Source organism: Actinoplanes aureus (genome assembly GCF_015704865.1).
GTDB classification, from domain to species: domain Bacteria; phylum Actinomycetota; class Actinomycetes; order Mycobacteriales; family Micromonosporaceae; genus Actinoplanes; species Actinoplanes aureus.
The window spans coordinates 32571-58115 of record NZ_JADQTO010000042.1; the positions used below are offsets into that span (position 1 = coordinate 32571).

At 66.7% G+C, this 25545-nt stretch carries 26 protein-coding genes and 1 pseudogene; 10 read left to right on the plus strand and 17 right to left on the minus strand.

Going from position 1 to position 25545, the window contains the following annotated elements; all coding sequences use genetic code 11:
- Nucleotides 1–46 precede the first annotated feature (46 nt).
- The 3 genes from I4J89_RS45365 to I4J89_RS45375 form a co-directional block, all read right to left on the minus strand.
- The gene (locus I4J89_RS45365) at nt 47–628 is read right to left on the minus strand and encodes a hypothetical protein (RefSeq protein ID WP_196420440.1); all 582 of its coding nucleotides are present in this window, start codon (nt 626–628) and stop codon (nt 47–49) included.
- Between the two features lie 171 nt (nt 629–799).
- Nucleotides 800–991: a hypothetical protein gene (locus I4J89_RS45370; protein ID WP_196420441.1), complete on the minus strand. Its 192-nt coding sequence runs from the start codon at nt 989–991 to the stop codon at nt 800–802.
- Entirely contained in the window at nt 988–1608 is a 621-nt protein-coding gene (locus I4J89_RS45375; protein WP_196420442.1) for a TetR/AcrR family transcriptional regulator, read from the minus strand. Before I4J89_RS45375 ends, I4J89_RS45370 begins: the two co-directional genes overlap by 4 nt.
- 55 nt (nt 1609–1663) lie before the next feature.
- On the opposite strand from I4J89_RS45375, the gene I4J89_RS45380 reads away from it, so the two are divergent.
- Nucleotides 1664–2887, plus strand: coding sequence for an MFS transporter (locus I4J89_RS45380; protein ID WP_196420443.1), 1224 nt, complete (start codon nt 1664–1666; stop codon nt 2885–2887).
- A gap of 382 nt (nt 2888–3269) precedes the next feature.
- Here the strand turns inward: I4J89_RS45380 and I4J89_RS45385 are convergent, their stop codons facing one another.
- A complete protein-coding gene (locus I4J89_RS45385; RefSeq protein ID WP_196420444.1) occupies nt 3270–3659 on the minus strand; it encodes a VOC family protein in 390 nt (129 codons plus the stop codon).
- A 203-nt stretch (nt 3660–3862) separates the two neighbouring features.
- Here I4J89_RS45385 and I4J89_RS45390 point away from each other — a divergent pair.
- Both I4J89_RS45390 and I4J89_RS45395 read left to right on the plus strand, forming a co-directional pair.
- A pseudogene (locus tag I4J89_RS45390) lies at nt 3863–4012 on the plus strand (IS5/IS1182 family transposase); the annotation flags it as partial.
- A gap of 274 nt (nt 4013–4286) precedes the next feature.
- On the plus strand, nt 4287–4790 hold the full coding sequence (locus tag I4J89_RS45395) for a hypothetical protein (protein WP_196420445.1): 504 nt from the start codon (nt 4287–4289) through the stop codon (nt 4788–4790).
- Between the two features lie 214 nt (nt 4791–5004).
- On the opposite strand, the gene I4J89_RS45400 is transcribed toward I4J89_RS45395, so the two are convergent.
- From I4J89_RS45400 to I4J89_RS45415, 4 genes are all read right to left on the minus strand, one after another.
- Nucleotides 5005–5436, minus strand: a complete 432-nt coding sequence (locus I4J89_RS45400; RefSeq protein ID WP_196420446.1) for a transposase — start codon at nt 5434–5436, stop codon at nt 5005–5007.
- Nucleotides 5437–5601: 165 nt separating this feature from the next.
- Nucleotides 5602–5958: a hypothetical protein gene (locus tag I4J89_RS45405; protein WP_196420447.1), complete on the minus strand. Its 357-nt coding sequence runs from the start codon at nt 5956–5958 to the stop codon at nt 5602–5604.
- A 353-nt stretch (nt 5959–6311) separates the two neighbouring features.
- A complete protein-coding gene (locus I4J89_RS45410) occupies nt 6312–7058 on the minus strand; it encodes a class I SAM-dependent methyltransferase (RefSeq protein ID WP_196420448.1) in 747 nt (248 codons plus the stop codon).
- 269 nt (nt 7059–7327) lie between these two features.
- A complete protein-coding gene (locus I4J89_RS45415; RefSeq protein ID WP_196420449.1) occupies nt 7328–7684 on the minus strand; it encodes a VOC family protein in 357 nt (118 codons plus the stop codon).
- A 973-nt stretch (nt 7685–8657) separates the two neighbouring features.
- On the opposite strand from I4J89_RS45415, the gene I4J89_RS45420 reads away from it, so the two are divergent.
- The 3 genes from I4J89_RS45420 (at nt 8658) to I4J89_RS45425 (ending at nt 10725) form a co-directional block, all read left to right on the plus strand.
- Nucleotides 8658–8942 (plus strand): hypothetical protein, encoded by a 285-nt coding sequence (locus tag I4J89_RS45420; RefSeq protein ID WP_196420450.1) that lies wholly within the window; start codon nt 8658–8660, stop codon nt 8940–8942.
- A gap of 34 nt (nt 8943–8976) precedes the next feature.
- A complete protein-coding gene (locus tag I4J89_RS51180) occupies nt 8977–9105 on the plus strand; it encodes a hypothetical protein (RefSeq protein ID WP_255521983.1) in 129 nt (42 codons plus the stop codon).
- 135 nt (nt 9106–9240) lie between these two features.
- Nucleotides 9241–10725 (plus strand): PstS family phosphate ABC transporter substrate-binding protein, encoded by a 1485-nt coding sequence (locus I4J89_RS45425; protein WP_309238771.1) that lies wholly within the window; start codon nt 9241–9243, stop codon nt 10723–10725.
- A 604-nt stretch (nt 10726–11329) separates the two neighbouring features.
- On the opposite strand, the gene I4J89_RS45430 is transcribed toward I4J89_RS45425, so the two are convergent.
- The 6 genes from I4J89_RS45430 to I4J89_RS45455 form a co-directional block, all read right to left on the minus strand.
- Nucleotides 11330–12193, minus strand: a complete 864-nt coding sequence (locus tag I4J89_RS45430; RefSeq protein WP_196420451.1) for a universal stress protein — start codon at nt 12191–12193, stop codon at nt 11330–11332.
- 709 nt (nt 12194–12902) lie between these two features.
- Nucleotides 12903–13685, minus strand: a complete 783-nt coding sequence (locus tag I4J89_RS45435) for an SRPBCC family protein (RefSeq protein WP_196420452.1) — start codon at nt 13683–13685, stop codon at nt 12903–12905.
- A 59-nt stretch (nt 13686–13744) separates the two neighbouring features.
- A complete protein-coding gene (locus I4J89_RS45440; RefSeq protein WP_196420453.1) occupies nt 13745–14500 on the minus strand; it encodes an SDR family oxidoreductase in 756 nt (251 codons plus the stop codon).
- A gap of 138 nt (nt 14501–14638) precedes the next feature.
- Nucleotides 14639–15841, minus strand: coding sequence for an epoxide hydrolase family protein (locus tag I4J89_RS45445; RefSeq protein ID WP_196420454.1), 1203 nt, complete (start codon nt 15839–15841; stop codon nt 14639–14641).
- 60 nt (nt 15842–15901) lie between these two features.
- Entirely contained in the window at nt 15902–16729 is an 828-nt protein-coding gene (locus I4J89_RS45450) for an alpha/beta hydrolase (RefSeq protein ID WP_196420455.1), read from the minus strand.
- Nucleotides 16730–17134: 405 nt separating this feature from the next.
- Nucleotides 17135–17419, minus strand: coding sequence for a hypothetical protein (locus tag I4J89_RS45455; RefSeq protein ID WP_230860701.1), 285 nt, complete (start codon nt 17417–17419; stop codon nt 17135–17137).
- A 252-nt stretch (nt 17420–17671) separates the two neighbouring features.
- Here I4J89_RS45455 and ybiA point away from each other — a divergent pair, with 252 nt between their 5' ends.
- Nucleotides 17672–18241 (plus strand): riboflavin biosynthesis intermediates N-glycosidase, encoded by a 570-nt coding sequence (gene ybiA / locus I4J89_RS45460; RefSeq protein ID WP_196420457.1) that lies wholly within the window; start codon nt 17672–17674, stop codon nt 18239–18241.
- Nucleotides 18242–18360: 119 nt separating this feature from the next.
- Here the strand turns inward: ybiA and I4J89_RS45465 are convergent, their stop codons facing one another.
- The 3 genes from I4J89_RS45465 to I4J89_RS45475 all read right to left on the minus strand — a co-directional run bounded on the left by I4J89_RS45465 (nt 18361) and on the right by I4J89_RS45475 (nt 20415).
- The gene (locus tag I4J89_RS45465) at nt 18361–18729 is read right to left on the minus strand and encodes an Imm8 family immunity protein (protein WP_196420458.1); all 369 of its coding nucleotides are present in this window, start codon (nt 18727–18729) and stop codon (nt 18361–18363) included.
- Between the two features lie 33 nt (nt 18730–18762).
- Complete coding sequence (locus I4J89_RS45470) at nt 18763–19311, minus strand: DUF4240 domain-containing protein (protein WP_309238772.1); 549 nt, start codon at nt 19309–19311, stop codon at nt 18763–18765.
- A 759-nt stretch (nt 19312–20070) separates the two neighbouring features.
- The gene (locus tag I4J89_RS45475) at nt 20071–20415 is read right to left on the minus strand and encodes a hypothetical protein (RefSeq protein ID WP_196420460.1); all 345 of its coding nucleotides are present in this window, start codon (nt 20413–20415) and stop codon (nt 20071–20073) included.
- A gap of 200 nt (nt 20416–20615) precedes the next feature.
- Here I4J89_RS45475 and I4J89_RS45480 point away from each other — a divergent pair, with 200 nt between their 5' ends.
- From I4J89_RS45480 to I4J89_RS45490, 3 genes are all read left to right on the plus strand, one after another.
- On the plus strand, nt 20616–20855 hold the full coding sequence (locus tag I4J89_RS45480; protein WP_196420461.1) for a hypothetical protein: 240 nt from the start codon (nt 20616–20618) through the stop codon (nt 20853–20855).
- A 430-nt stretch (nt 20856–21285) separates the two neighbouring features.
- Complete coding sequence (locus I4J89_RS45485) at nt 21286–22470, plus strand: FIST signal transduction protein (protein WP_230860702.1); 1185 nt, start codon at nt 21286–21288, stop codon at nt 22468–22470.
- A 10-nt stretch (nt 22471–22480) separates the two neighbouring features.
- Complete coding sequence (locus I4J89_RS45490; RefSeq protein ID WP_196420462.1) at nt 22481–24721, plus strand: putative bifunctional diguanylate cyclase/phosphodiesterase; 2241 nt, start codon at nt 22481–22483, stop codon at nt 24719–24721.
- Nucleotides 24722–25545: the final 824 nt, after the last annotated feature.

The window sequence follows — 25545 nt, forward strand, 5'->3', positions numbered from 1 at the left end:
CCGGATCCGGATCCGGACCATGAATACCTTGAGCCGAGCCGACCATTCACGGTGAGAATCGGGCAACCGGATCTGCCGCTGTTCGGGTGCGTGGCTGTCTCGCAGTACGTGCCCTCTCTATCACTTTGGTGACCGAAGTCGCTGGAGCCGTTGAAGTGGGCTCAGGAGGGATCGGTGACGTCCAGGTCGACGAGGAAGCCGCGAGCCTGCCACTGCTCTGCCGGCAGCTGGTCACGGACCAGCCGAAGTACTCCTCGGGGCTCCTGATCTGCACGGAGCCGGGCTCAGGTTCCCGGTCGTCAGGCATCGGTTCGTCGAATGACGGTTCGTCGCGCAGGCGTGTGGGGCAAGCATCGGGGACGTCGGTCAGGCGCACACCCCCGGGCCGGCGGATCCACTCGCTGGTGCCGCGATCGTGCAGGCCATGGACGACCCGAACCCGCCGGACGACGCCCACCGTGGTGGGCAACTCTCCGATGAGCCCCAGGAAGGCGTCGAAGCCCAGGCATCCGTCGAGCGTGACGTCACCGGCCCGGTGATCGCCTTCCCGGACCGCGCGCAGGTCGCCCGGCTCGATAAGTTGCACCCAGGGCAGCCCGTCGTAGCCGAGGAGGACCGGCCAGAGCATCGCTCCATCGTGTCATTCGCGGTGATTGTCATGGCGGCGACATCACTAATCCGCGAACAAGGTCAACTCAGTCGCACTGCCATGATCGCGTCAGCAACCTGCAGATCATGCGTGGACCTCTGCAAGATCAGCCGTCCTTACTTCTTGACGGTCGGCGGATTCGGGGTCTCCTCAGCTCAGACGCAGTTTGCTGAATATTGCCGCATCGAGGGCGCTGGCGACGGCGGCATCACTACGCGTAGCCGTGGTGGCCGCGTCCGGGCTCCCTGCTTCGGCCGAGAAGCGGATGCCGGGCCCGTCGTCAGCCGGCGGCTGGCTGTCGGGCTTGTGGTCGCCGACCTGGCGATATCCCGTCGGGATCATGCGTCGTCGTGTTCTGGCGGGATGTTCCGGTGCGGGGCCGGTCCGAGTGCGCGGATCGCGAAGTCGATGGCGTCGGCCAGCGCTGCGGGGTCGTGGCCGGCGCGTTCGCGTACGCGCAGCCCCAGGACGGTGGTGAAAAGTAACTCCACGGCGCTCTCGACATCGAGGTCGGCGGGTAGTTCACCGTCTCGGCAGCCGCGGCGCAGCACGGCTGCGATGGCATTGCGGGTGACCTCGAATGCGGCCTCGGTTCGCTGCCGCACCTGCGGGTCCGTGGTGCCGAGCTCCGTTGTCGTGTTGACCACGAAGCAGCCGTGGCCGGCGTGCCCGTCGTCGGCAGTGACCAGCCACAGCAGCCACGCTCGCAGCACGTCGCGGCAGGGGCCGGTGCCGTTCAGGCGAGCTTCGGCTTCAGCGGAGTCCGTCGCGCGGTAGTGATCGAGCGCGCGGAGAAACAGCGTGTGCTTGTCGCGAAAGGTGCGGTAGAGGCTGCTGGGCGTGAGCTTGAGCTCGTCACCCAGGTCGCGGACCGAGGTGGCGTGATAGCCCAGGCGCCAGAACAGGCCGGCCGCCTGGGCGACGACCTCATGTTCGTCGAATTCGCGTGGCCGTGGCATGAGCCACAGTCTACCAAGATTGTGGAGCGATCGCTCCCGTACTACGGTCGCCAATATGGGAGCGACCGCTCCCGTATTGGAGGGATCAACAGTGGCGACAACAGAGACAACCGATTCGCGTACGCGGCACGCAAACAGCTGGCTCGCGGTCGCCGTCGTGGCGTTCGGAACCTTTTTGCTGGTGACCGCGGAACAACTGCCTATCGGGCTGTTGACCCGAGTCGGGTCGGCATTGTCGGTATCCGAGGGCACGGCCGGCTTGATGGTGACCGTGACCAGCATCGTCGCCGGGTTGGCGGCCCCGGTGGTACCGACGCTGGTGGGCAAGATGGACCGACGGTGGTTGCTCATCGTGTTGATGGGTCTGATGACCCTGGCCAACGTGGTTTCCGGACTCGCGCCGAACTTCGCCGTACTGATGGTTTCTCGTGCCGTGGTGGGGGTGACGATCGGCGGGTTCTGGGCGGTAGCCGGCGGTCTGGCTGTCCGGCTGGTGAGCACTGAACGGGTACCGCAAGCTACCGCCGTCATCTTCGGTGGCGTCGGAACCGCGAACGTGTTCGGCGTACCGATCGGCACGGTCCTCGGCGATCTCGCCGGATGGCGGGTCGCGTTCGTGGCGCTCAGCGCTCTGGCGCTGATGGTGCTGATCGCCTTGCTTGCCCTGCTGCCGCCGTTGGCAGCGGCCGAGGCGGTCAGGCCCCGGCACCTGATCGACCAGTTCCGCAACCGCGGTGTGCGTGTCGGGATCCTCGTGACCTTCCTGCTGGTCACAGGTCACTTCGCCGCTTACACATTCGTGGGCCCAGTGCTGCACCAACTCTCCGGCGTACGCGAGAGCCTGGTCGGGCCGCTACTGTTCGGATTCGGCGTGGCCGGTATCGCCGGCAACTTCCTCGCCGGCGCCGCAGTGGGGCGGAAACTCCACCGAACCACGCTGGTGATCGTCGGCGCCTTGACGGCGGCACTGCTGCTGTTCCCCCTGGCCGGACTGTCGGTGGCAGGCGGCGTCACCCTCTTGCTGGTGTGGGGGCTGGCGTATGGCGGAGTGTCGGTCAGTCTCCAAACCTGGATCATCAAAGCCGCACCACGGGCCGTGGAGTCCGCGTCAGCCCTGTGGGTGTCCGTATTCAACCTGGCAATCGGCCTTGGCGCACTGGTCGGCGGCGTGATCGTCGACGCCCTCACCCTCGACGTGGTGTTGTGGCTCGGCGCAGCATGCTTCCTCGCGGCCGGACTTTCGGTATGGATGGTCCGCACCGTCGGCAGTCTCCGGTAGCAGACTCCCCCGCGGTTGCCGCTCCGCTGCGCTTCTGCAGCGCAAGCCAGGCGCAGGCACCGGCGGCCCGCGGCCAGCGCGATCTGCCCGGCAGCGTCGAGCACGTCGCATCCCGGGTGTTTTGATTCGTCGAGACGACATGATCGGCCGCAGCGGTGATCAAGCGGTTATCAGCAGGTACGTATCCTTCCGCAGAGCTTCACGGATCTGCCGCCGTGCGAGCGCCGACCGACCGGGGACGGTCGTGACAGACCGTAGCTACGCGCCCGGGGCCGCAGCACGCGCTCTTGCCGATGTGAGTGCGCTGCCTACGGGCGTCTACCACCGCCGCTTGCCCAGGGCTTTCGACAGCCAAATCCGCTATCCCGTAGCGCTGAAGAGCTCATCTCATGGGTAGCACGTCGAACTCATTGCCTTCCGGATCCGCCAGCGTGATCCAGCCTTCGAATCGTGCGAGTTCGGTCGCGCCGAGCTTGACCAGACGTGCTGCCTCCTCGTCCACGTCGTCGGCGCGAAGATCGAGGTGAACCCGGTTCTTCACGACTTTGGCCTCCGGTACCAGGGTGAAGAATAGTCGCGGCGCACCGTGCGTGGCTGGCTCGACCAGAACGGACGGGTCGTCCTCCGGCTCGTTGATTCCCTTCGCCTGCAAGCGTCCCAGTTCCTCCTCGTCATAGGGGGCCACCGCGTACCCGTCCAAGGCCGCCGCCCAGAACCGGGCCAAGGACGCCGGATGTGCAGCGTCGAACACGATATCGCCGAGCCTGGCCATCGATGCCTCCGATTCTGGATCAACGCATCCACCGGAGAATACGGCGTGGATAACTCACTCTCATGCCGCTGATCCGCGCGCGCTGTCCACCCACAAGCACGTCACGGACCGTAGCCGGGCCGCGGCGCTCGACATCCGACTTTGCCGAGGAGCGTGCGTTCTACGGGCTCTTGCGAGGGCCCGCCCTTAGTGCGCCGAACGCCCACAACAGCCTGCGCGCGATCGGCGAACGCGGCAACTCCCTGCTCAAGATGACCTTCAAAGCCCTGCGCAACGTCAACCTCGATCCATGGCGAATCGAGAAGATCGTCGCTGCGGCCCTGGTCATCCTCCACATCGAGCACGATCGAACCCACATGACGACCGTCAGCAGTCAAACCTTGCGCGGAATGGCTCATTGCGGGTCGCCTCCTTCGGGCGGTGGTTGGTTCCAACGGGCGCGGGTGTAGTAGCCCGCTGGGCGGTCTCGGCGTTCGCGGCTTGACAGAACCCATAGGGACACCTGCGGCGGCCTCAGCCCTGGGTGACGCTCCGCGCCGGACAGCCAGCCTCGCGCGCGACCTCGACCACCTCGACCACGCCGGCCGTCCTGACAGCTGTGGCGCCACGGCCCTATCCTCGGGAGCCGTGCGGTCGCGCTCGGAGAACTCGATGTTCGTGCTGATGGTGATCCTGCTGGGGTCACCCGCTGTGTGGTATTTCGTCGGCCGGCTGGAGGGCGCGACGATCATCGGCACTGACCAGTGGCGCAACGGGCTGATGGCCGGCGGCATCGGTGGCGGCCTGGCCGCCGTCTGCTGGCTGTGGCGCACCGTCCGGCACCGCAACGACGGTGTCGTGCCGTGGCAGTGGATTACCGTCGGCCTGCTGCTCGTCTCCGCGATACATCCGCACTCAGTCAACTGGCCCAACGCCCGGCGCGGGCTGCCGACCCCGCCGGTGGACAGCGCCGAGGACGTCGCGATGATCGTCTACGCGATCATCGCCCTGGTGTGCAGCCTGCTGGTCGGTCTGATCCGCGTCATCACCGCGCCGGACAACTCGACGGACCCGTCCGTGCTCAAACGGACCCGGACCCGCCCGCGTCCGGCCCCCTCCAAACACAAGAAACAGCAGCAGCGCCGCCGCTGACCGAGGACTTCCTGTACTCGTCAAATGGATCACCTGCCGGGCGGCCGACCGCGCTGTACCTGCCGAAAATACATCCGCGCTGTTCAGGCGGCACGTTCGTACTCGTGGAGGATGCCGCCGAGGCGGTCGCGTCGACGGATGTCGAGTCGGGTGAGCCGTGTACGACCCTGTTGCCGAATTCGGGTCTATGCGGCGAGGGCGAGATCGAGCCTGCTCAGGTGGGTTGTTCGGGACCGATGGAGGGGTGTGCCGGCCCACCAGGCGTCGAGGCGGACGGGTTTACTGCGGCGGCGAAGGCGTGTTCCAGGCTGACCTTGTCAAGGCCGATGTATCGGGCTTGTCGGATGCCGGTGACCGCGGTGACCGCGGTGGCCTGGTGGATGGTGCCTTCGATCCCGGCCCGGGCCCGATAGTCCTGTTTCCAGGCGTCGGTCTGTTGTTCGGCGCGGGTGTCGCGCAGCGCTTCGTGCAGGTGGCGGGGCCGGAGCGTCAACTGCCGACGGCGTTGCTGTGAGCGGGTGCAGTCGGTGCGGGCCGGGTTCCAGGTCGCCGACCGGTTGCTTTGCGGGCAGGTCGCGTGTTGCTGGTCGAAGTCGAGGGTGAACTTGTCGCGGGCGTACGGGCGCGTCTCGGACCTAACGGACATCAGAGCGGCCACGGTCAGCAACCGGACCGTTGCGCGGAATGGCTCACTTGGTTCCAGGTTTCAGGCCGCCGAGTCGTACGCCGGACGCGATGCTGGGCCACCCGCGGATCAAGCCCGGCACTCAGGTCATCGGGTCGGGCTACCTCGCCGACGGGCCGCCCGGGGTCATTCGTACGGGTCCGGCAGGTTGATGACAACGACCAATGCGCAGGCCGTCGCCAGCAGCCAGCCGACCATGACATACAACGGCAGGGTTTGGTGCCGCGTGGAGCCGGGTCCGAGCCGGCGGTGCTCGAGCGCCCGGCCGGTGACCACCGTGGCTACCAGGACCGCCACGGCCAGCAAGAAGACGAGAAAGGTGTTGCTACGGTTGAATCGGGCGACGACGGTTGCGCCAGCGTACAGGCCCACCATGATCAGGGTGACTGTCCACCGGATCGACGGAATCCGCGACATCCACCACCAGCACAGCCAGATCGGAACCACGGTGATCACCGCAAACAGGGTCAGCACGACGCGCATCGTGCCCTAGCCGGGTGACGCCACGCTATCCCGCCAGCCGGCCACCAGAACGCGTCCTCGTTGACCGTGCCTGCGGGACCTGATTCCGGTGGCGGTCGTCGCCCGTGGCCCGGAGCATGACCAACGCTGACCGGTTGACCTGCATATGCAGGAATCCCACTCTTGACGGCGTCGGGAGGACCCGACGTAGAAGGCGGAAGAGCGGCATCGTCTCCTTGAAGCGACGCTCAATGGCCGAGTTCCAGGACGATACGACGCACTGATCTAGCCGCGAAGCGGGCGCTACGTAGGGGCACCGATCGACTCAGATGGTCGGACGCGCGTCGTGCCGGTGAGTTGGGTGTGCGGGTGCTTCACTCGCAGACGCAGAGTTGAAGCGGCGAATCCACGGCAAATGGCCGACGCGTCCAGTCGCCGAAGCGCTCGACGAGCCGAAGGCCGCCGAGCGAGACGAGCAGCGGCAACTCCTGCGGGAAGATGCTCCTGATGTCGAGCGGTGCGACCACGAAATCAGGCTCGGAGTCGGTCGAGAGGTACCACGTTCCGCGGGTCACTTGCGCGGGCGCATCGTAGATCTCGGCGACATCGACGCTGACGTTGCCACGGCCAGGATCCACGAACGACAACGATTCCCGGGTGCGCCGCACGCCATCGGCTCCGGCAAGGACGTGCACGCTCGGGTTGAACACATCGAGGACGAACCGCGCTCCGGGTGCCAGGTGTCGTCGAACCGACTGGAAGCAGCTCACCAGATCCTCAGCCTCATGCAGATGCAGTAGGGAATTGGCCGTGATGAATACGAAGTCGAAGGTGCGGCCCAGATCGAAGGCCCGCATGTCGCCCTGTAGCCATTCCACCGCTACACCGCGCTCTTCCGCCTTACGCTGAGCCTCAGCCAGCATCTCCGACGAGAGATCCAGGCCGACACACGAAGGCCCGTCGGACGCGATGGGGATCAGCTTGTGCCCCGTGCCGCACCCGAGCTCCAACACGCTTCCGCCTTGCCGATCGGCCTCGGCACGGTAGAAGCCGACCGCGGGCCCGCCGCCCGGGAACATCAAGTCGTACAGCCTCGCCTGCGAGTAGAACGCTTCGCTCATCAAGCGCCCTCCTTTCCGACGCTGCCCCTGCCAGCACACGATGACTGTTGGGCTCATCCTGGCTGACACCAATGACTTGGCACCATCGATTACCGATGAACGGCTCCCACAAGCAGTCCTGGTTGACGCCGCGGCGCACCCGCTCATGCCGCCGTCCGTGCGCGCTGGCCGCCAACGAGCACGTCACGCACCGTAGCCGGGGTCGCGGGCGCTTGGCATCCGACTTTGCCGATGAGTGCGCATGAGATCTCGAGGTGCCGCTGCTGTTTTCACTGCCGTTCAATGCAGAACTCATTGCCTTCGGGATCGCGCAGCGTCACCCAGCCGCGGTCCTCGGGACCGCGGTGGTCTTCGTAGATCGTGGCGCCGAGGCCGACGGCCCTTTCGACCTCCTCGTCACGGGATCGCCCGTCGGGCTTCCAATTGAGGTGGACCCGGTTCTGGGCCGCGCGCCGCTCGGGGACCCGGACGAACAGGAGACCGGGCAACGGGTCAGGCGCCTCGACGAGTACCTCGTCGTCGCCGGGTTGATCAATTCCGGAAGTCGGCCAGCCCGTCAGGCGGCTCCAGAACGTGGCCAACTCATATGGGCGCGCACAATCGACGGTCACGTGACGCCGTCTCATCCGCAGCACCGTAGGCCAGGGTCAGGCCCGCATTAAACGCGATCGGCGTGACGCATCGAGGCTCATTAAACACTAGGAAGTTTTGTGCCGCCACGATTCGAGCGGGTACGCGTCCATGCCGCTCCTCGTGCGCTGGCGTTAATCGGTGGTGGTGACGCAGCGTGGCGTATGGCTACTTCTTCGCTGTCGGAGTTGGGATCCCCTTCCCTGATCATGTGGTGTTGCGGGCGGCGTGGTCGGTCGGGGCCAGGGTTCACCGCACGGCGGCGATCGACCCGAGCGGCTGGGGTGCTGGAGGGGTCGTCGGCGTACTGCAATAACGCGGACTATGGCGCAGGCCAGCCGAACAGCCATGATCACTGCATGAGGTCATTCGCTCGTTCGCCGGTAGTTGGATTTCGCGGATCTACCTGGCGGTGTGGCGGCCGTGTTCGCGTATGAGTTGTGGTTGCTGCTGACCTGGGACGAGGTGGCCTACTCCATGACGGGGGTGCTTCCGGTGTTGCTGGCCGCGCCGATCGTGGCTTCTGCATCTCGCCCCATGGCCGGCCGAGTGGCATGATCTGTGGCGTTTTGCTGCATACGTGCGGATAGGCGCGTTGGTGAATGCAGCGGCTATGAACGGCTCCACCTTTTAGCTCATCGAGTGACAGTTATTTACAACGAACGGTGGGCCCAGCGCATAGATCAACCGGAGACTTCCCGAACTTGATCTTCGCCGATCGAGGCGCCGCGCAAGCGCGGCGGGCCGGCGCTCGGCCAGCTGGCGGCCATCGGTTGGCATCGGCCGGACCCGCCGGCCGATGCCCCACTGCGAAGCGTCGCGCGACGAATGCCTCCGGCGGGAGCACTCGGGGGCTTGCGGGATGGGCGGGAAGGGCGTGCGACTTCCATGGCGCCAAAGTGATCAGCTGATCAGTCAGCGCCACTTCTCTGCCAGTATGACGCGGCCCTGACGGGCAGCTGGCGGCTCGTGCGTCTCCAACGCGGCGTCGATCAACGCGAGCAGGCCGCTCGGGCCGGTGGCTCCACGCCGTCGGAGCCTCCGCTCGTGGCCCGGCGTCGTGGGAGCGGCAATTCGCACAACTGGCGCCCGCCGGCGTGTTCCTGTGAGCGCACCCCCGCTCGCGGGCTCACCCAGGCATGGGTCCGGCACGAGGTCTACGGCCCGTACTACGGTCCGATGATCAAGCACAATCCGCACATCCGGTTCTTCGACGGCACCGGCGTGGGCACAGCGGATCCGTATCGAGCGTGACCAGCTGCGGACCGAGGCCCGCATGGTCACCACCGTGTCCCGACGCGACGCCGAGCAGTACACGCACGCCGCCTTCATCGTGCAGAACGGCCGACCCGGCCCGCCTGATCCGCTCCGGGCGACAAGGCATCACCTACTGCGTGACCGGCCCTTCCGTACCTGATAACGCGATCAATAGCCGGGCTGTGAACGTTGCCTGAACCCTCGGCGCAGCCCGGCCCGACCGCCCCGCACCCCGCCTAACATCGACGGACAACGTGGAATCTGGCCGGAGGCTGTCATCGAGTTCTGGTGGAGCGTGGCACTCGCGACGCTCGGCGTGCTGGTGCCGACCGTCGCGGCGGTCTACGAGTTCGTCATCAAGGGCCGCAAACGGCTCGGCTACCGGGTGCAGATGGACACCACGGTCACCGACGTCGTACAGAGCGAACATGCCGGGCCGCTGCGCGAGCTGCGCGAGGGCGGCGACCCCCTCGCCAAGCCCACGCTCGTGCTGCTACGGATCGAGAACAACGGCGCCTCCTTCATCGACACCCACGACTACGCGGTACTCGACGACAGCCGGGTCGGGCTGCGGGTGCGCTTCCCCGGCCGCCGGGTCGCAGGCATGGTGGTCACCGAGCTGAGCGACGACTACCTGAGCGACAGCTTCGCCAACGGCGGCGGGTTCGCTGCCGACGGCGATTCGATCGAACTGCCCCGGACACCGATGAACCGGTCGGCGCACTACAAGGTCCTCGCCGCCCTGGAACGCGCCGACGGCAGCAGCGGCAATCAGGGCACGTTCGACCCGCCGCTGGTGACCGGCGGGATCAAGGGCGGCCGAATCGTGGAGACCCAGAGCCGCACCGGTACGCCGAAGCGCGCCATCGCCCTGATCGGGTTCCTGGTCGTCCTGGTCGTTGCCCAGCTGCTGGTCTTTCTGCGCAGCAGCACGGCGACGTCGCTGGACTGCGCCACTGGCCGGCTCGACGTGGTCGGCTCGACGGCATTCGCACCCATCGTCCGGGAAGCCGCCGCCTCCTACCGCAGGCTCTGCCCGGGCGCTGAGTTCACGATCGACATGCGCGGCAGCGGCGAAGGGTTCCAAGCCTTGCAGACCACCGCCGGCGCCAGCATGCTGGCCTTCTCCGACGGGGAGAAGCCGGACGGCATGCCCGCGCTGCTGCCCCGGCCGATCGCCTTTTTCCTGTTCACCATGGTGACCAACGCGGACAGCGGGGTGCAGGACCTCACGCTCGAGCAGATCCGGCGGACCTATCGCGGCGAGGTGACCAACTGGCGCGAGATCGGTGGCAAGGACGTGCCGGTGCGGCTGGTCAGCCGCAACCCCGGCTCGGGTACGCGCGCCGCGCTGCAACGACGCGTGCTGGGCGGCGTCCGCGAACCGGGTAGCAACTCCGACGACTGCCGCACGCTCGACCCCGGCGCCGAACTGGGCGTGATCCGCTGCGCCCGCAACTCCACCGAGGACGTGCTGCGCACCGTGGCTGACACCCCCGGCGCTCTGGGCTACGCCGAACTGGGGGCGGCGACCAGCCGAGACGATCTGGCACTGGTCCGCATCGGCGGTCACCGCGCCACAGTGTCCGAGGCGGACCACGGCACCTACCCGTTCTGGGAGACCGAGTACGGCTACACCCACGGCGAACCGGACGCCCACTCGCTGGCCGCCAGCTTCCTGCGCTACCTCACCAACCAGGTCGGCGCGGACATCATCCGCGCGAACGGCGACCGGCCCTGCGCCGACCTGGCCAACCCGGCGATCTGCCGGCCCGCCTGAGGGTCTCTCCACGGTGCCGGCGGAACGGAAATGAGTTCGGACCTGTTACCTATTGGCCCGCTGAGCCAGCATCCGCATTCACGATGACGACCTTCGATTTCGTGTGACACCGATCACGGATCGAAAGGCACGACATGCATCGAATTCTGGTCGGCCAAGCGGTGCTCGGCCACGCCTCGGTCGGGTGGTCGCCGTCCCAGCGGTCAATGTCCGGTTGCCAGAGGCACCGCACCGACGACGGTGAATCCCGCACACTGCGTCGCCCAGCGGATGGCCTCGGCGACCTACCCCCGCTGCTGTCAGGTTGGGGACCGCGACGATGGCCCAGACCGGACCGCACAGCCGAAAGAACTCGAATGCGGCAAGATCAATCGCGGAGTTCGCGCCAGAGCCGAGAAGTACTTCTCCTTCTCGCGACTGAAGCCAGCCATCGCTGCCCTCTCGTCGAGACTGGTGGCCAAGAAGCGGTGGGCCTGGGTGTACGCCTTGCTCATGACCGCGCCGGCCGCCGGGTGCGCTGGCTTGATAGCAGTCACATTACGTTTCTCCCGGAGCTGGAGTTGGGTATCGAGCCCCGACACGGCAACCGGGTGACGCTGGTAGCTCAGTGATCCGTGGTGTACCGGTGCGGTACCACCAGAATCGGCCGGAACGCGTGGTGCAGAGTCGCCAGGGTGACGCTGCCGAGCACGATCTCGCGCAGCGTCGAGTGCCCGAGTGAGCCGACGGCGAGCAGGGCGGCGTGTCGGTCACGGGCCGCACCGGCCAAGGCCGCGGCGACTGCCCGCCCGTGCTCGACTGAGACGCCCAGCCTGGGCAGCTCCGTCAGTCCCTCAGCAGGGTGCTCGGCCGGCACGTCACCGTGCGGCACGAACACGGGCTTGACCGAACGCTTGGGAAACAGGCGCGCGACCGCCCGGTGGGTGACCTCGGCTCCGGCCGAGCCGTCCCAACCCACCACGACGGGCCCGGAATCCAGGGCCGCATGCTCGGCCTGAAGTAACGGATATGGCACGATCAGCACTGGACAGGGCGCGTAGTGAACAATCATGTCGGAGACGCTGCCGAGCACCGCCTTGGCCCCGCCGAGTCCCCGGGACCCAGCCACGATCAGATCAACTCCGGTTTCCCCGGCCAGTTGAGCCAGATGGACTCCCTCGCCCCCGAAGGTTCGCTGAACCAGCGGTGCGGCGTCCCAGCCGTGTGCACCGGCGAGAACCACACCCATAGCGGCCAGTCGATGCGCCTCCGCCTCGCCCTCGCGTTCGATCGCGTCGACGAATTCGTTGACCCCACCGATGCTGTGCCACAGCCGGCGCCGCAGCCCTTCACTGCCATAAGGCGGGGCCCAGACGTAGGCGACCTGGGCGTGAGCACGTGGCAGGAGCCGGGCAGCGACCTCAATCGCAACTCCGGCCGACACCGATCCGTCGTAGCATGCCAGCACCTTGACGTCGTTCACCTGCATGCTCGGCTCCCTCCGGTCCGATACTTCTCTGCATCTCAACCCAGATATCGCCGGCCGGAGGGACGACAGGTCGACCGCGGTGGCAGCCGCAGGACGGCGTCTGCGAACCTCAGCCGAGCCGCCCTGACCTAGCTGCCGATCGGGCAGGCGGTGCGTGTGAGTCAGTGGCCTGGGTGTTCCGGCGGTTCAGTGGCCGAACGGACCCCGCAGCAGACCGCGGATGCTGGCGGAGTTCAGCGTCATGGAACAGCGCATCACGCCGTTGGGGACGTTCTGGCAGTCAGCGTGCCGGTGATCGAGGTCGCCGGTTATGGACTGCCTCCCCGCAAGCTGATCAGCTCGTCCTTGGTGATGCCGTGTTCGGCGAGAAAGGCTGCCGCGTAGTCGTACTCAACGGGGTCGGGCAACGCTTGTTGGGCCTTCTCGGCCAGTTCGAACAGTCCGGCTAGCCGAAGTATGTGCACTACGTGTTGCCTTGACACTTCCATCGCTGTCACCGCCTTCCGGCCGGTGTGTCAGATTCGGTCATCCGCGCGTCGATCCTCGGTCGGCCAAGGCGGTCCTCTCTCCAGGCAGGCCGCCCCTTCCAGGATGACACCAGGTCGTGCAGGTGTTTCCGAAGCGTCATGTCGACGCTCGCGACGCTGTCGCTGTTCCATCTCGCGGCCCCGACGATCGAATCGTGGGCCGCTCCATGGGTGATTGAGGTTCAGCCGGGTGGTGACAGCCCGGAGTGTCCCGGGTCCGGGCCGGCCCGGTCCGTCGGAGGCATCCCCGGGGTCATTTGGTCGGTGGCGCTGCCCGCCGACGGAGCGGCCTGCGCACTGCGTTGCTGCTCGGCCTCGGCCCGGTCCCGGATTCCGCGCAGCATTCGTCGCATCATCGCGTAGTCGCCGAACTCCATCAGCAGCACCGTGACTAGCGTTCCGGGGCACCGCCAGTCGTAGAAGGTGTTCAGTCGGCTGATCAGCCGGGTCCGCCCATCGGCCAGCGGAATCAGCCGCCAAACCCAGCTGCGGGCCCGGCTGCGCCAGAGCATCCAGTGCGGTTGGTCGAAGCTGTCCACGATGAACGACGTGCGCTCCGCCGGTTTCGGGCCGTACGGCAGCCACTGACCGACCTGCAGGTCCTGCAGGTCGGAAATGATCCTGCGGGCGCTGGGGCGGGCGAAGTTGTCCAGTAGGTCGTCGGCGTACCAGCCGGCGCGTCCGCAGCCGACCTGGACCAGCCATGGCCACACCTGCCCGGGCGGGACAGCGATGGTGATAGCGCGGGTACTGCGGTACTGAGCGCGGGGAAGCAGATCATCTCCGGGCATCGCCGCGGTAACCTCCGCCGGCGTGGCGCCCCAGGTGCGGTGCCGACGCCGGCGCAGCGGTGCCGCGAGGAACCGGGGCAGATCGGCGACGACGTCGCGCAACTGGCGCACCAGATCCGCCGCGGTCGGCGCCGGCGGTGTCCACCGGGCGCTGCTCGGACCGGTGTCGGGCATGAGGGTCACCTCCGTGATCACAAGCGGTGCCTGCGGGACGGGCGTGCGGCGAAGACGTGCTATCTGCCGGCCACCGTCCGGCCCGGCCAATCGCGGTAGCGGGTCTCAGCGAGGATCGCGTCCCCGGCCGGCACCAGCGTGCCCTCGCTCAGCCCGGCGCCGAAATAGCGCGCGTGGGGATCCGTGACAACCGCACGCGGATCATGGCGAGCGGCTAGCGCTTCACGGAAGAATTCGTCCATCCGGAACCGGTCGGGCCCGGCGATCTCGACGTGGCCGTCCAACGGCGCCTCGATCGCGACTCGGGCGACCGCCTGGGCGACGTCGTCGCCCGCAATGGGCTGGAACAACACTGGGGCCATCCGGACCGTACCGTCGACGGTGGCGGCGTCGGCGATCCCACCGACGAACTCGAAGAACTGTGTCGCGTGCACGATCGAATAGGGGACCGAGGACTTCTCGATCAGCTGCTCCTGAGCGACTTTCGCCCGGAAGTAGCCGCTCTCGGGCAACCGCTCGGTCCCCACCACCGACAGCGCGACGTGATGGGCGACCCCGGCGGCCGCTTCAGCGGCGAGCAGATTGCGGGTGGAGGTCTCGAAGAACCTCATCACCGCCTCGTCCTCGAACGACGGCGAGTTGGACACATCGATCACCACCGACGCACCCTTCAGCGCGTCGGCGAGTCCGTCGCCGGTGAGCGTGTTGACCCCGGTGTTCGGTGCTGCCGCCACCATGTCGTGGCCCTGCTCGCCGAGTCTCGTCACGAGCTTCGAACCGATCATGCCGGTGCCGCCGATTACGACGATCTTCATGACATAACCCCTTCCGTTCGCTGGGTGTCCGGTCGCGCCGGTCCCCCGGCCCACAGTGGCCTCTGCCCGGTAGAGAATGGGCGCGACCGCGCGACGTCGATTCCTGTTAGGCAGGTCCCGGCTGCTCCGGGCGGGCGGTTACCGCAGCGGACGGAACGCGGCCCGCAGCTCCGCCGCGAACAGCTGCGGCTCCTCCCAAGCGGCGAAGTGGCCGCCCCGTTTGGCCTCGCCGAAGTAGTTGAGCGTGGGGTAGGACTGCTCGGCCCAGCTGCGCGGTGTCCGCCAGATCTCGCCGGGGAACGTGCTGAAACCGACCGGGATCTGCGGCGGCGGCAGCGGCTGGCCGCCTGCAGCGGGGGCGTCCGGTCCGTAGGCCTCCCAGTACGAGCGGGCCGCGGCGGCGCCCGCGCCGGTCAGCCAATAGGCAGTGACGTTGTCGAGTATGTGGTCGCGGGTGAGGTTGCCCGAGGACTGATCGTCGACGAACGCGCGGGCGATCTTGTTGTAGGAGTCGGTGTCGTGGTCGATCATCCAGGCGGCTAGAGCGGCCGGCGAGTCCAGCAGCGCGTATCCGATGGTCTGCGGCTGGGTGGCCATCTCCACGAAGTAGCCGTTCCCGCTGGTCTGGAATGTCTTGATGGCGGCCAGCGCCGCGCGTTCCGCGTCCGTGCCGTTCGGTAGCGACGCCGGGTCGTTGAGCGCCGGCACGAGCAGGTTGGTGTGGATACCGGCCAGCCCGTCTGGGCCTAGCCTGCCCATCGCGTCGGTGACGCCGGCGCCGACGTCACCGCCCTGCGCCACGTAGCGGTCATAGCCGAGCCGGCGCATCAGCTCCGACCATGCCCGCGCGGTCCGGGCGAGATCCCACCCGAGTTCGGCCGGCTCTGCCGAGAACCCGTATCCCGGCAATGACGGCAGCACGAGGTGGAACGCGTCCGCGGCGGTGGCGCCATGCGCGGTGGGGTCGGTGAGCGGGCCGACGGAGTCGAGCATCTCGATGACCGAGCCCGGCCAGCCATGGGTCATGATCAGTGGCAGCGCGTCCTGTTGCTCGGACCTGACGTGCACGAAGTGGATGTCCACGCCGTCGATCTCGGTGATGAACTGTGGCAGCGCGTTCAGCCGGGATTCGACCCGCTGTCCGTCGTACTCGGTAGCCCAGTACTGGTGCAGGGCCTGCATCGTGGCCAGCTGCACGCCCTGCGAGCGGTCGCCGACAATCTCGCTGGTCGGCCAGCGCGTCGCGGCCGGGCGGCGTTGGAGATCGTCGAACGCGTCTTTGGGAATCTGCACGGTGAACGGCCGGATGACGCTGTCAGCCTGCTGATCGAGCGCGCTCATGTCCGGCACCTTCCTCTCCGTCGACCGTGGTGCAGAGAAGTCTCAGCTGTCAGGGATTGGTCATGCCTGGCGGGTGCGCGCGTGGCTTGTCGCCCACTCGAGCGCGTAGTCGGCCACCTGCTCCCAGCCGGGCTCGACACCGGTGAAGTGGGAACGCTCCGGAAACTCGTACGTCTCGGTCAGCGCCTCGGAGTTGCGGTACTTCTTCGCGTTCGAGCGGATCACCGACGGCGGCATCAGGTGGTCCTTGCCGCCCATGATGAACAGCAACGGGGCACGGTCGTCCAGGTCGTAGTCGACCCAGGTCTCCTGGTGACCCGGCTTGAAGTTGGCGATCAGCCCGTAAGCCCACACCCAGTTGCCGGGCGCCGGAATGTGCAGGCGCTCGTACGCCGCGTCGGACTCCTCCCGGCTGACCGTGTTAGCGAAGGCGTAGTGGAACTGCTCCTTGGTGAAGCCCACCGCGCGGTGCCGATTGGCCGGGTTCCTCAGGACGGGAAACAGGGACTTGATCTGCGACGGCGGGTTCACCCGCACGCCCTCCGGCGGCGCCGAATCGATCGTCACCGCGGCGGCACCCAACCCGCGGTTCACCAACAGTTGGGTGAAGGTCCCGCCGAACGAGTGGCCCATGATGATCGGCGGACGTTCCAGGCCCTCGACCACCTCGCTGAGATGCTCGAGCGTCGCGGGAACGGACGCCTCCGCGATGACCTCAGGCTTCTCCCGCAACGCCTCGACCTCGATCTCGAATCCCGGGTACGCCGGCGCAATGACCTCATGGCCCTTTGCCCGGTAGTACTCCACCCAGCGGTCCCAGCTACGCGGGGTCATCCACAGCCCGTGGATCAGCACGATCGGCAGCGGGCTGGTCGTCGGCTCGCTCATGACGCTCCTTCCGATAAGGGCTGCACCAATCGTCGGGAGCCTCAGGCAGCGGTACCTCATCCCGCAGGGATGAGGTACCGACGCGTTGGAGCACGCTATGGATCGCCGCCGGGCCACGCGGTCGATCTCACCGCGTACGGGATCAGCCGCCCGATCGTGCCCGTGGACCCAACCAACCAGCCCAGTCCCGCTGACAAGGGCCTCGCCGCCGGCCCAGCGAAGGGAGAAAGGCGTCGCAAATCGACTAAGTTGCTTAATGCGGCCTGTTCGGACGGCCGCGATAATCACTGCGTGGTGCGCACTTCCGCTGGCCGTGCGCGCTGATCGTCACGCTCGTGCGGCGGCGGGCGCTCGATGGCCGGTGCGGCACTATATAGCGGTGACACGTCGAAAGTGGGAAGGCGATCACTCCTCGGCAGCTCCGAGGCGTCCTGGTCGTGGATCGTCGCACCGAATGCCCACAGTCATGATTTCTCCGGTGCGTACCAGTTCCCGGATCGCCGCCGTCATTGCCGCTATGCCCGGATCAGGCACGATCAACTGGTCGACGGCCCAGAAGTAGCTGCCGTTCGCAACCTCGCCGGTCTCCTTCCGGCGGGCCAACTGGCGGCTGACCTCACCGACGGTGAAGATCATCAGCGCCCACGTGGAGCCATCGGGCAGGTCGACGAACGTGTCGACGTTGGTCACCGTCTCCAGGGTGTCCGTGTGGGGATCGAGAAGGAACCGGGCCGCGAACGTCGGTTCGGTGATGGTCGTGTACGGATAGTCGGCACCCATGAACGCCCATCATGGCGTACGCATTGCCAAATCCGGATCTGCCGGCAGGCGCGCGCCAAGGCGTCATGCGAACCGCTACGGCCGCTTGGAGGCGTTCAGCTGCTCGCCACGCCTTCGAAGAATGGTGGCAGGCTGTGGTCTTGGTCGAGCACACTCGCGATCATGCTGGCTTCCTGTCGTAGCGTCATTGATTTGGTCGTGGCGCAGGCGCGGGGAGATCGGGTCAAATTCCTGTTCTTCTGGGGGCACCAGCCGGAGCGCGACGGCAGCATCGGCGCGGGATGCTTGAGTCAGTGGTGGCCGGCGCCATTCACCGCCGACGGGCTTGTGTTCTCCACCGCGGAGCACTACATGATGTGGCGCAAGGCCACCTTGTTCGGTGACGACGCCATGGCCGAGCGGGTTCTCGCCGCACCGCACCCGCACGCGGCCAAGGCGCTCGGCGGGCGGGTCGCCGGCTTCGATCAACGGACCTGGGACGGGCACCGCTTCGACATCGTGGTGGCCGGCAACCTGGCCAAGTTCGGACAGCACGCCGACCTGCGTGCGTTCCTGCTCGGTACCGGACGACGGGTTCTTGTCGAAGCCAGCCCGGTGGACCGGATCTGGGGCATCGGGCTGACCCGCGACGACCCCGCGGCCTCCGACCCGGCTCGGTGGCAGGGCCTCAACCTCCTCGGGTTTGCGCCCATGCAAGTGCATGACCTCCTCCACGAACAGCCTGAGCGGTAGCTGCCACCGGACGCTGGGTGCACGGATCTGCCGCAGGCCGTACGCGCCGACCGCCGAGCCGTCGTCACGCTCCGTACAGCAGGGTTGTCATCGCATGCGGATCTGCCGATGAGCGGACGTCAGGCTCGGTAGTCCTCGAACTCCCAATAGCCCACCCTGCCCAGGCGCTCGCCGATTCCCGACCAGGTGTCGGCTTCAACCTCGTTCACCCTCGCCGCGAGCCAAGCTCGGAGCTTGCGCACGTCGAAGTCTTCGACGCGAACGACCAGGTGGTGTCGTGCGTTGTAGATGCCGCCGACCTCACGACAGGTCTTGGCCAGCCATTCCGGCGAGCAGACGGTGACGTCGAAGGACTCCTCGCCCGGCGTGTCGGGCGGGCCGACGATCATGCGGGCGATCAACGCGAACTCGGACGGATCGCCTGGAAGCGTCGACGGGTCGGGGTCGAGGTCAAGGCTCTTGAGGGCCGCTCGCACCCCGTTGATCATGCCGTACGAACGTCCGTTCATGCCGCTGGTCGATCAGTTCCCTGCACGTTCCCACGGGCGCTGGATCCACGGGTTGCCGTCAAGGTAGGCGGTAAGCCTCGGGAAGCGTTTCCTGGTATGGACCTCGTCAGCCAAGTCGACTGGAGCTCCAGTAGGCGTGTCATCTTCCGGAGGCCCATCAATGGCGAAGGGAGTCCCCCCGGTTACGTCCATGTGTGCCTCGAGAGAGAGACCGCAGAACCAGTCAATCCGAGCGTTGTGACGATCAGGGGCCAACTCGACGACATTGTCAGGATCATCCTGGATCCGTTTTACGGTTCGGCGTCCGTGCGACACGATCCAATCCTGCACCGACAGAAATTCGTCATCGTCGAGCGGTCCGAGCAACAGAGTCGCGGCGTCTCTGATCGGCCATCGGTATACGCAGTCCTGCGCCTGATCCCAAAGGTCCTGGAACTGCGCGATCTCGTCTGGTCCCAGCGTTCGAAGGCGTCTGAGTAATGCTTGGGCCACCCGCTCGGTGTCGATGCCCGCCTCGGCGCGGGCGCCTTCTACGGTGCGCCAGAAGAGTTCAGACTCCACAGCTCCGACCGTACCAAGCGGGAATTCCCCCGGCGACGAGCCGCTGCGCCTCATCGCCGCACTGTTCTGCCGCGGAGCATGCGCGCCGGCGACTGAACCACCGTCACGGTCCGTGCAGACCGCGCCATGATCGCGTTCGCGGATCTGCCGAAGAGCGGATGTTCGCTGAGGGTGAGATGATCAAGAATGCGCCCATGAGTCATCAGCACCACACCTTTCACAACCCTCCGTCGGCCACGCCAGCTGATGTACGGACGGCTCTGGACAGCGATGACATCAGCGGCGCTCTGAATGCCATGGTGGGGTGCGCGTTATACGGCGACGGCGACTGGAGAGAGGCGCAAGATCTCTACTTGGCTCTGCTAGACCACGAAGACCGTCAAGTGCAGGCGCTCGCCGCCACTTGCCTTGGGCACTTGGCAAGGGTTTACGGTCAGCTCGACGAAGACCGTGTAGTCGCCGCACTTCGTCAGGTGCGCACCAGACCCCACGTCGAGGGAACTGCTGGCAACGCGCTGGAGGATATCGAGGTCTTCTTACATCCTCGGCGTGCGCGCTGGCGTGGGCGTTTGTGGCGACTTGCTCTCCCGTGGACTTGGTTCTGACGCAGCCTAGCCACCGCTGGCAGGTGCTACGGAGACTGGGCGCGCGCTTCTGGCCGCGATCCGGGTGCGAAGAAGGAACGAACAGCCAAGTTGGCGGACAGCCGATCTACCGATCAGCGCTGTCCGGATTTCGCCAACTCGACTTACGTCGACGCTAGGACCCGTAACCGGGCAGCCACGGCAAAGATTCGACCTCGGAGACTCGGCCTTGCATGACCATCTCGAATAGATTTCTCATCATGGCCATCGAGTAGCCCGTCATGTGGCGGGGGCCGCGGACCTCCTCGTGATCTTCCAAGACCACGAGCCCGCGGCTTCCTGCGAACGCCAACACGCTGTAGCCGACTTCGTTGTCGCTGATCCAAACGTCGGGATGTTCCGGGTCATCGGCATCTAACTCGTCAAGCAAGTCCGTCAACTGGTCGATAGAAAACGCGTCTTCTCCGCCTCCCCAGCGATGCTGAAGCGAAAAGCGGCTCGTATGCAGGTCGTGATCCACCAAGACATCTTTGCCTATGGTGATGCCGTCTGACCCAAGCGACGAAGATGCTCACTTCTGCCGCCACTCGTGCGCGGTGCCCCATGCGGCCGTCACGCTTTGTACGCCCTCATGGGCGGCCGGTACGCGCTCGTGCAGGGGGAGCAGGCGCCTGGGAGTGGCCTTGCGATGATCTGGCAGGGACGGATCACCTCGGACTGTTGATCGCCATGCTCTGCGACGCGGCGTGGAAGGCCAATCTCCAACTGCACGCCGACGGCAATCCGCACGCCGGACCGTTTCGGCGGCCGTTCGCCCTACACTTCGTCTTTCTCCTATCCGAGGCGGAACGAGTCAAGGTTCTCGGCGGCCGCCGGACGCCAGATCCAGTGGCGTTGCGCGCGTACCGCATCCCTCTCAGCCTGAGCCCGATCGATTACCACGCCGCCCGCGACCGCTGAACCGACGTGGCCCTCAGGCGCCAGTTTCCTGCTCACCCTCGCGTAGTCTCACCGCATATTCGCAGCTCACCGCACTGTTGACCAAAGCGGTTCTTACACTGTCAACAGTCGATTCACGTTTGCCCAGGTCCGGGCTATTGGTGGACCGTGCTAGGCAGAATAAGAACCGCATTCCCGCAGCTCAGAGCCCCAATCGTGACCCTACCGGCCGTCCGCCGCCGCGTACCCTGACCGGTTTGTCGCTCAGGCACCGTGGCGCCGCCATGCCGATCCGATCCCATCAGCAGCACCGTTACCCCGGCCTACTCTTGGCGTCCTCGGCTCGGCATCACGGCCAACGGCCGGAACTGGTCGAACCCGAAACAGCACTGATCGAACGGACGCTCAGGTTCGCCCATCGGCCGCCGATGTCAACGGCGTGGAGCACCGGATGGAGCAGGCAGTGCGTTGGATGGGTACTGGATACAGCCAGAGTCCCGATGCGGCAACAGCGGGATCTGCCGCAGCGGCCCAGGCGATTGCCGATCGGAACCCGGCCCTGCTGATCATCTATTGCGCCGTTCGCTACGACTTCGAGCGCCTGCTGAACGCTGTTCGAGCTCAGGCCGACGCGGACACCGTCATCGTCGGCTGTACCACGGCTGGTCACGTGACCCCGGGCTATGGGGACCCTGCCGAGGAGAGCGTGGTGGTCGTGGCACTGGGTGGCCCGGGCCTCGAGGTGCGTGCCGCCGTGGGACGGAACGTGTCGACCCGGCGGCAGGAGGCCGGAGCTGGCGCTGCGGCCGGCGTAGCCGGTCTGACCAAGGACCACCGCGCCGGCCTGCTGTTGTGCGACGGGCTGCTCGGAGAACAGAACGAAGTGGTACGTGGCGCCTATTCGGTCGCGAGTGCCCTGGTGCCGCTGGTCGGCGGGTGCGCCGGTGACGACATGCGGCTCCGCCAGACCCATCAGTTCTTCGGGGACCGGCACGGAGTGGAGGTGCTGACCGACGCGGTGATCGGCGTGGGCCTGGGTTCCGACGCGAAGCTTGGCATCGGCATCGCGCACGGCTGGCACAAGCGCGGCGAGCCGATGATCGTGACGCGCAGCGAGAAGGGCCGATTGTACGAGCTCGACGGCGCGCCGGCCCTCGACGTCTTCCTCGAGCGTACCGGCATCGACCGCTCGGTACTCGAGAACGCCGAGGCGTTCCAGGCGGCTGCGTTCGCGAACCCGCTCGGTCTTTCCCGGCGCACCGACGAGGACATCCGGATCGCGCACAGCTGGGACCCTGACGACGGTTCTCTGCTGTTCCTGGCCGACACGCCTCAGGGCGCACTGGCGTGGGTGATGGGCGCCGAGGAAGACTCGGTTGTCGATGCGGGCGCGATATCGTGCCGTCAGGCCATCGATGCGCTGGACGGCGCACAGCCGGTCGGGATTCTTGCCTTCGACTGCGGGGTCCGGAAAATGGTACTCGGCCCGGACGGAGTCAAGCGGGAGATCGCCGCCATGGAGCGGGAGACCGCCGGTGTTCCCCTGGCGGGTTTCTACAGCTACGGCGAGTTCGCCCGCACCCGCGGAGCACGTGGCCTGCACCGGCTGACCGTTGTGACCCTCGCGATCGCCTGAGCGACTGCCCATGACCCTGCACTGGTCGACTCACCAGCTCACCGAGTACTTCACGGCGGTCAGCTCCTCGGCTGACGAGGAGGTGGCCATCCGAGTCGCCGTCGAACGCGCGCTGGAGGCCCTCGACGCGGAGGTAGGTGCGGTCCTTCTGGCCGGCGAGAACGGCGTGCGTGGCCTGACCGGTCTGCCCGTGACAGTCCCGGCCGAGCAGGTGCGTCCGGCCTTCCGTGGTGAGCCGACGGTCGAGTTGCCGCTGCTGGGCGAGGCGAACGGTGCACACGCCACCCTCGGCAGCGACATCGACGGCGAGCTCGTCGTCGCGCGTATCGACGACGTGTTCAGCACCGAGGAACGTCAGATGCTCCAGGGCATGGCCCAGGTGCTCGGGCTGGCGCTGCGCAACCTGCGGATACTCACGACCGAGAGGGCGCTGCGCGAGGAGCGGGCCCGCGAGGCCAGGCAGCGACTGGAACTGCTGGAAGTACTCCGCGCCCGGCAGACCCTGCTGGAGACGCTGCTTTCCATCCAGCGTGCGATCTCCCGGCGCGAGCCGCTGCAGTCGGTCCTCGACGCCATCACGGAGGGCGTCTCAGGGCTCCTGGGCCAAGCTCCGATCGCGCTGGTGCTGTCGGACCCGGCGGAGCCCACCAGCCTTATCGTGGCCTCGCGGGCGCACTGGCCGGAGTCGGCCGGCACAGCGAACGCTGCTCTGGAGCTCGCGGCGGAAGCGATCGCCGTGGGGGACACGGTGGTTCGTTCCGGGCCGTCCGAAGATCTGAGGTTGGCCACGCCGGTCCACGTCAGCGGCGTTGTCGCGGGAGGCCTCGTCGCGGTCGGGCTGGACGAGACGGATTCCGCCGTGGAGAACATCAGCCTGTTGTCCGCGTTCGGACAGCAGATCAGCTTGGCGCTGACCGATGCCCGCACCGTAGAGGCGGTTAGGGAGGCGTACCGCGACCCCCTCACCGGCCTGCCGAACCGCAAACTCTTCCTGGAACGTCTCGACCAGATCCTGGGAGACCCCCGGGTTGAGGCCGTCGTCATTCTGTTCGTCGACCTCGATCGGTTCAAGTCGGTGAACGACAGCCTCGGCCACAACGCGGGCGATGAGTTGCTCGCGGCGGTGAGCGAACGCATCCTCGCCTGCCTGCGGACCGGAGATCTGGCGGCCCGGCTGGGTGGTGACGAGTTCGCCGTGCTGATTGAAGGTGTTTCCGTCGAGGACGCCCGAGTGGTCGCCGAACGCATCGCGATCGAGGTCGCCGAGCCCTTCCACGTCGCGGGACGGCCGGTTTACATCGGTTCCAGCATCGGCATCGCGGCACGGGCGGGCGGTACCACGGCCAGTGAGCTGCTGGGCAATGCGGACGTTGCCATGTACCGGGCGAAGAGGACCGGGTCCGGCCAGGTCGTCGTGTTCGAACCGGAGATGCACGCCGAGCAGTTGACCCGGCTGGAGCTGCGAGCCGACCTGCAGCACGCTCTGGTAGCCGGACAGTTCCGGCTAGATGTGCAACCGCTGGTGCGGCTGGCCACCGGAGAATTGGAGGGCGTCGAAGCACTCCTGCGGTGGCACCATCCTAGGCGTGGGATCGTACCGCCCGACCAGTTCATCCCGATCACGGAGGAGACCGGCCTGATCAACGAGATCGGCCGGTGGGCCCTGCGCGAGGCAGTGTCGCACGTTGCCAGTTGGCGTCGATTGCTGCCCGGCCTCACGGTCAGCGTGAACGTCTCAGCCCGCCAGATCACTGATGACCGGTTCGTGACGGACGTGGCCGACGCGCTGGATTCCGCGGGCGTCGATGGCAGCGCCCTCACCCTCGAATTGACCGAAACCGTGCTGACGACGGACCCGGCGAAGGCACTGACGAATCTGCGGCTCATCAAGAAGCGGGGGGTACGCCTTTCGGTCGACGATTTCGGGACCGGGTACTCGTCGCTGTCGTACCTCCGGCAGTTTCCCGTGGACCAGGTGAAGATCGACCGGAGCTTCGTCAGTGGCGTGACCAGGTCGGCCCAGGACAACGCCCTCGTGCGCGCGGTCGTCGACCTGGGACGGGCGCTGCATCTGGAGGTTGTGGCCGAGGGCATCGAGGATGTGGAGCAGCTACAAGCCCTGGTACGGATGGGATGTGATCTCGGTCAGGGGTACCACCTTCACCGGCCGATGGATCCGCAGCTCTTCGCGGACGTGATTCAACAAGGGGGCCGGGCCCGCTCAGCTTTGATGAGCACTTCCAGCATGTGACGGCGAGACGGCTCTTGACGGGTCCGTGACGGCGCCGTGCCACTGTTGATCACCCGGCGGGCAGAGCATCGGGTGTCAGTGGCGCGGACGTCGGCCGGCGTCCGGCGACGCGCGCAGGCGGACAACTGAAACGTCCGCGTACCGCACGACGTCGTTCTCCAGCTCAGCACGCATCCGAAGACGCGGTTCGCGCACTGCCTCCAACTGTCTTAGGTTTGCCGAGGTCAGGGCTATTGGTGGACCGGATGTGGCACAACCCGAACCACATTCACACTGCTCAGGGGCCAATCGTGACGGTTTCAGCCGTACGCCGACGCATGCCCTGACTAGTTCACCAGTGGCCGCCCGCCGCAGCGCCGCCAGACTAACCCGATTCACGAACAGGATCGGCGCCGCGACCCTGGTCACCCGACCACGACTCGTGGATCATGGCTGCTAAGGCGGTGACCGCCTGCTGCCGATCTTCCACCGACATGAGCGCCGTCCTCGGATCTCGCACTACCACGATGGGTGTGCGGCGCTTCGCCCCCGACATGGTCAGAACAACGAGGGCACGGCTGTACAGGAACGAGGCTCATCCACCGAGGCCGGTCTAAGCCGAATCACCCGGACTTCCTACCGGTATAGACGCCTGACATGCCGACGCGAGGCGACTACGGTTCGTAATGCCGTGATCGCCGGAGATCCATGATCGACTCACTTACCTGCAAGCAGTGGTTCCGTCCAGGGACAGTTCCGTACTTGTTGAAGTGGTTCAGGCAGCATGATGTCGTCTCGCCGCTCTGGGTGAGTTACGGATCTCGAGGTGTCGTTGTGGGTGGTCG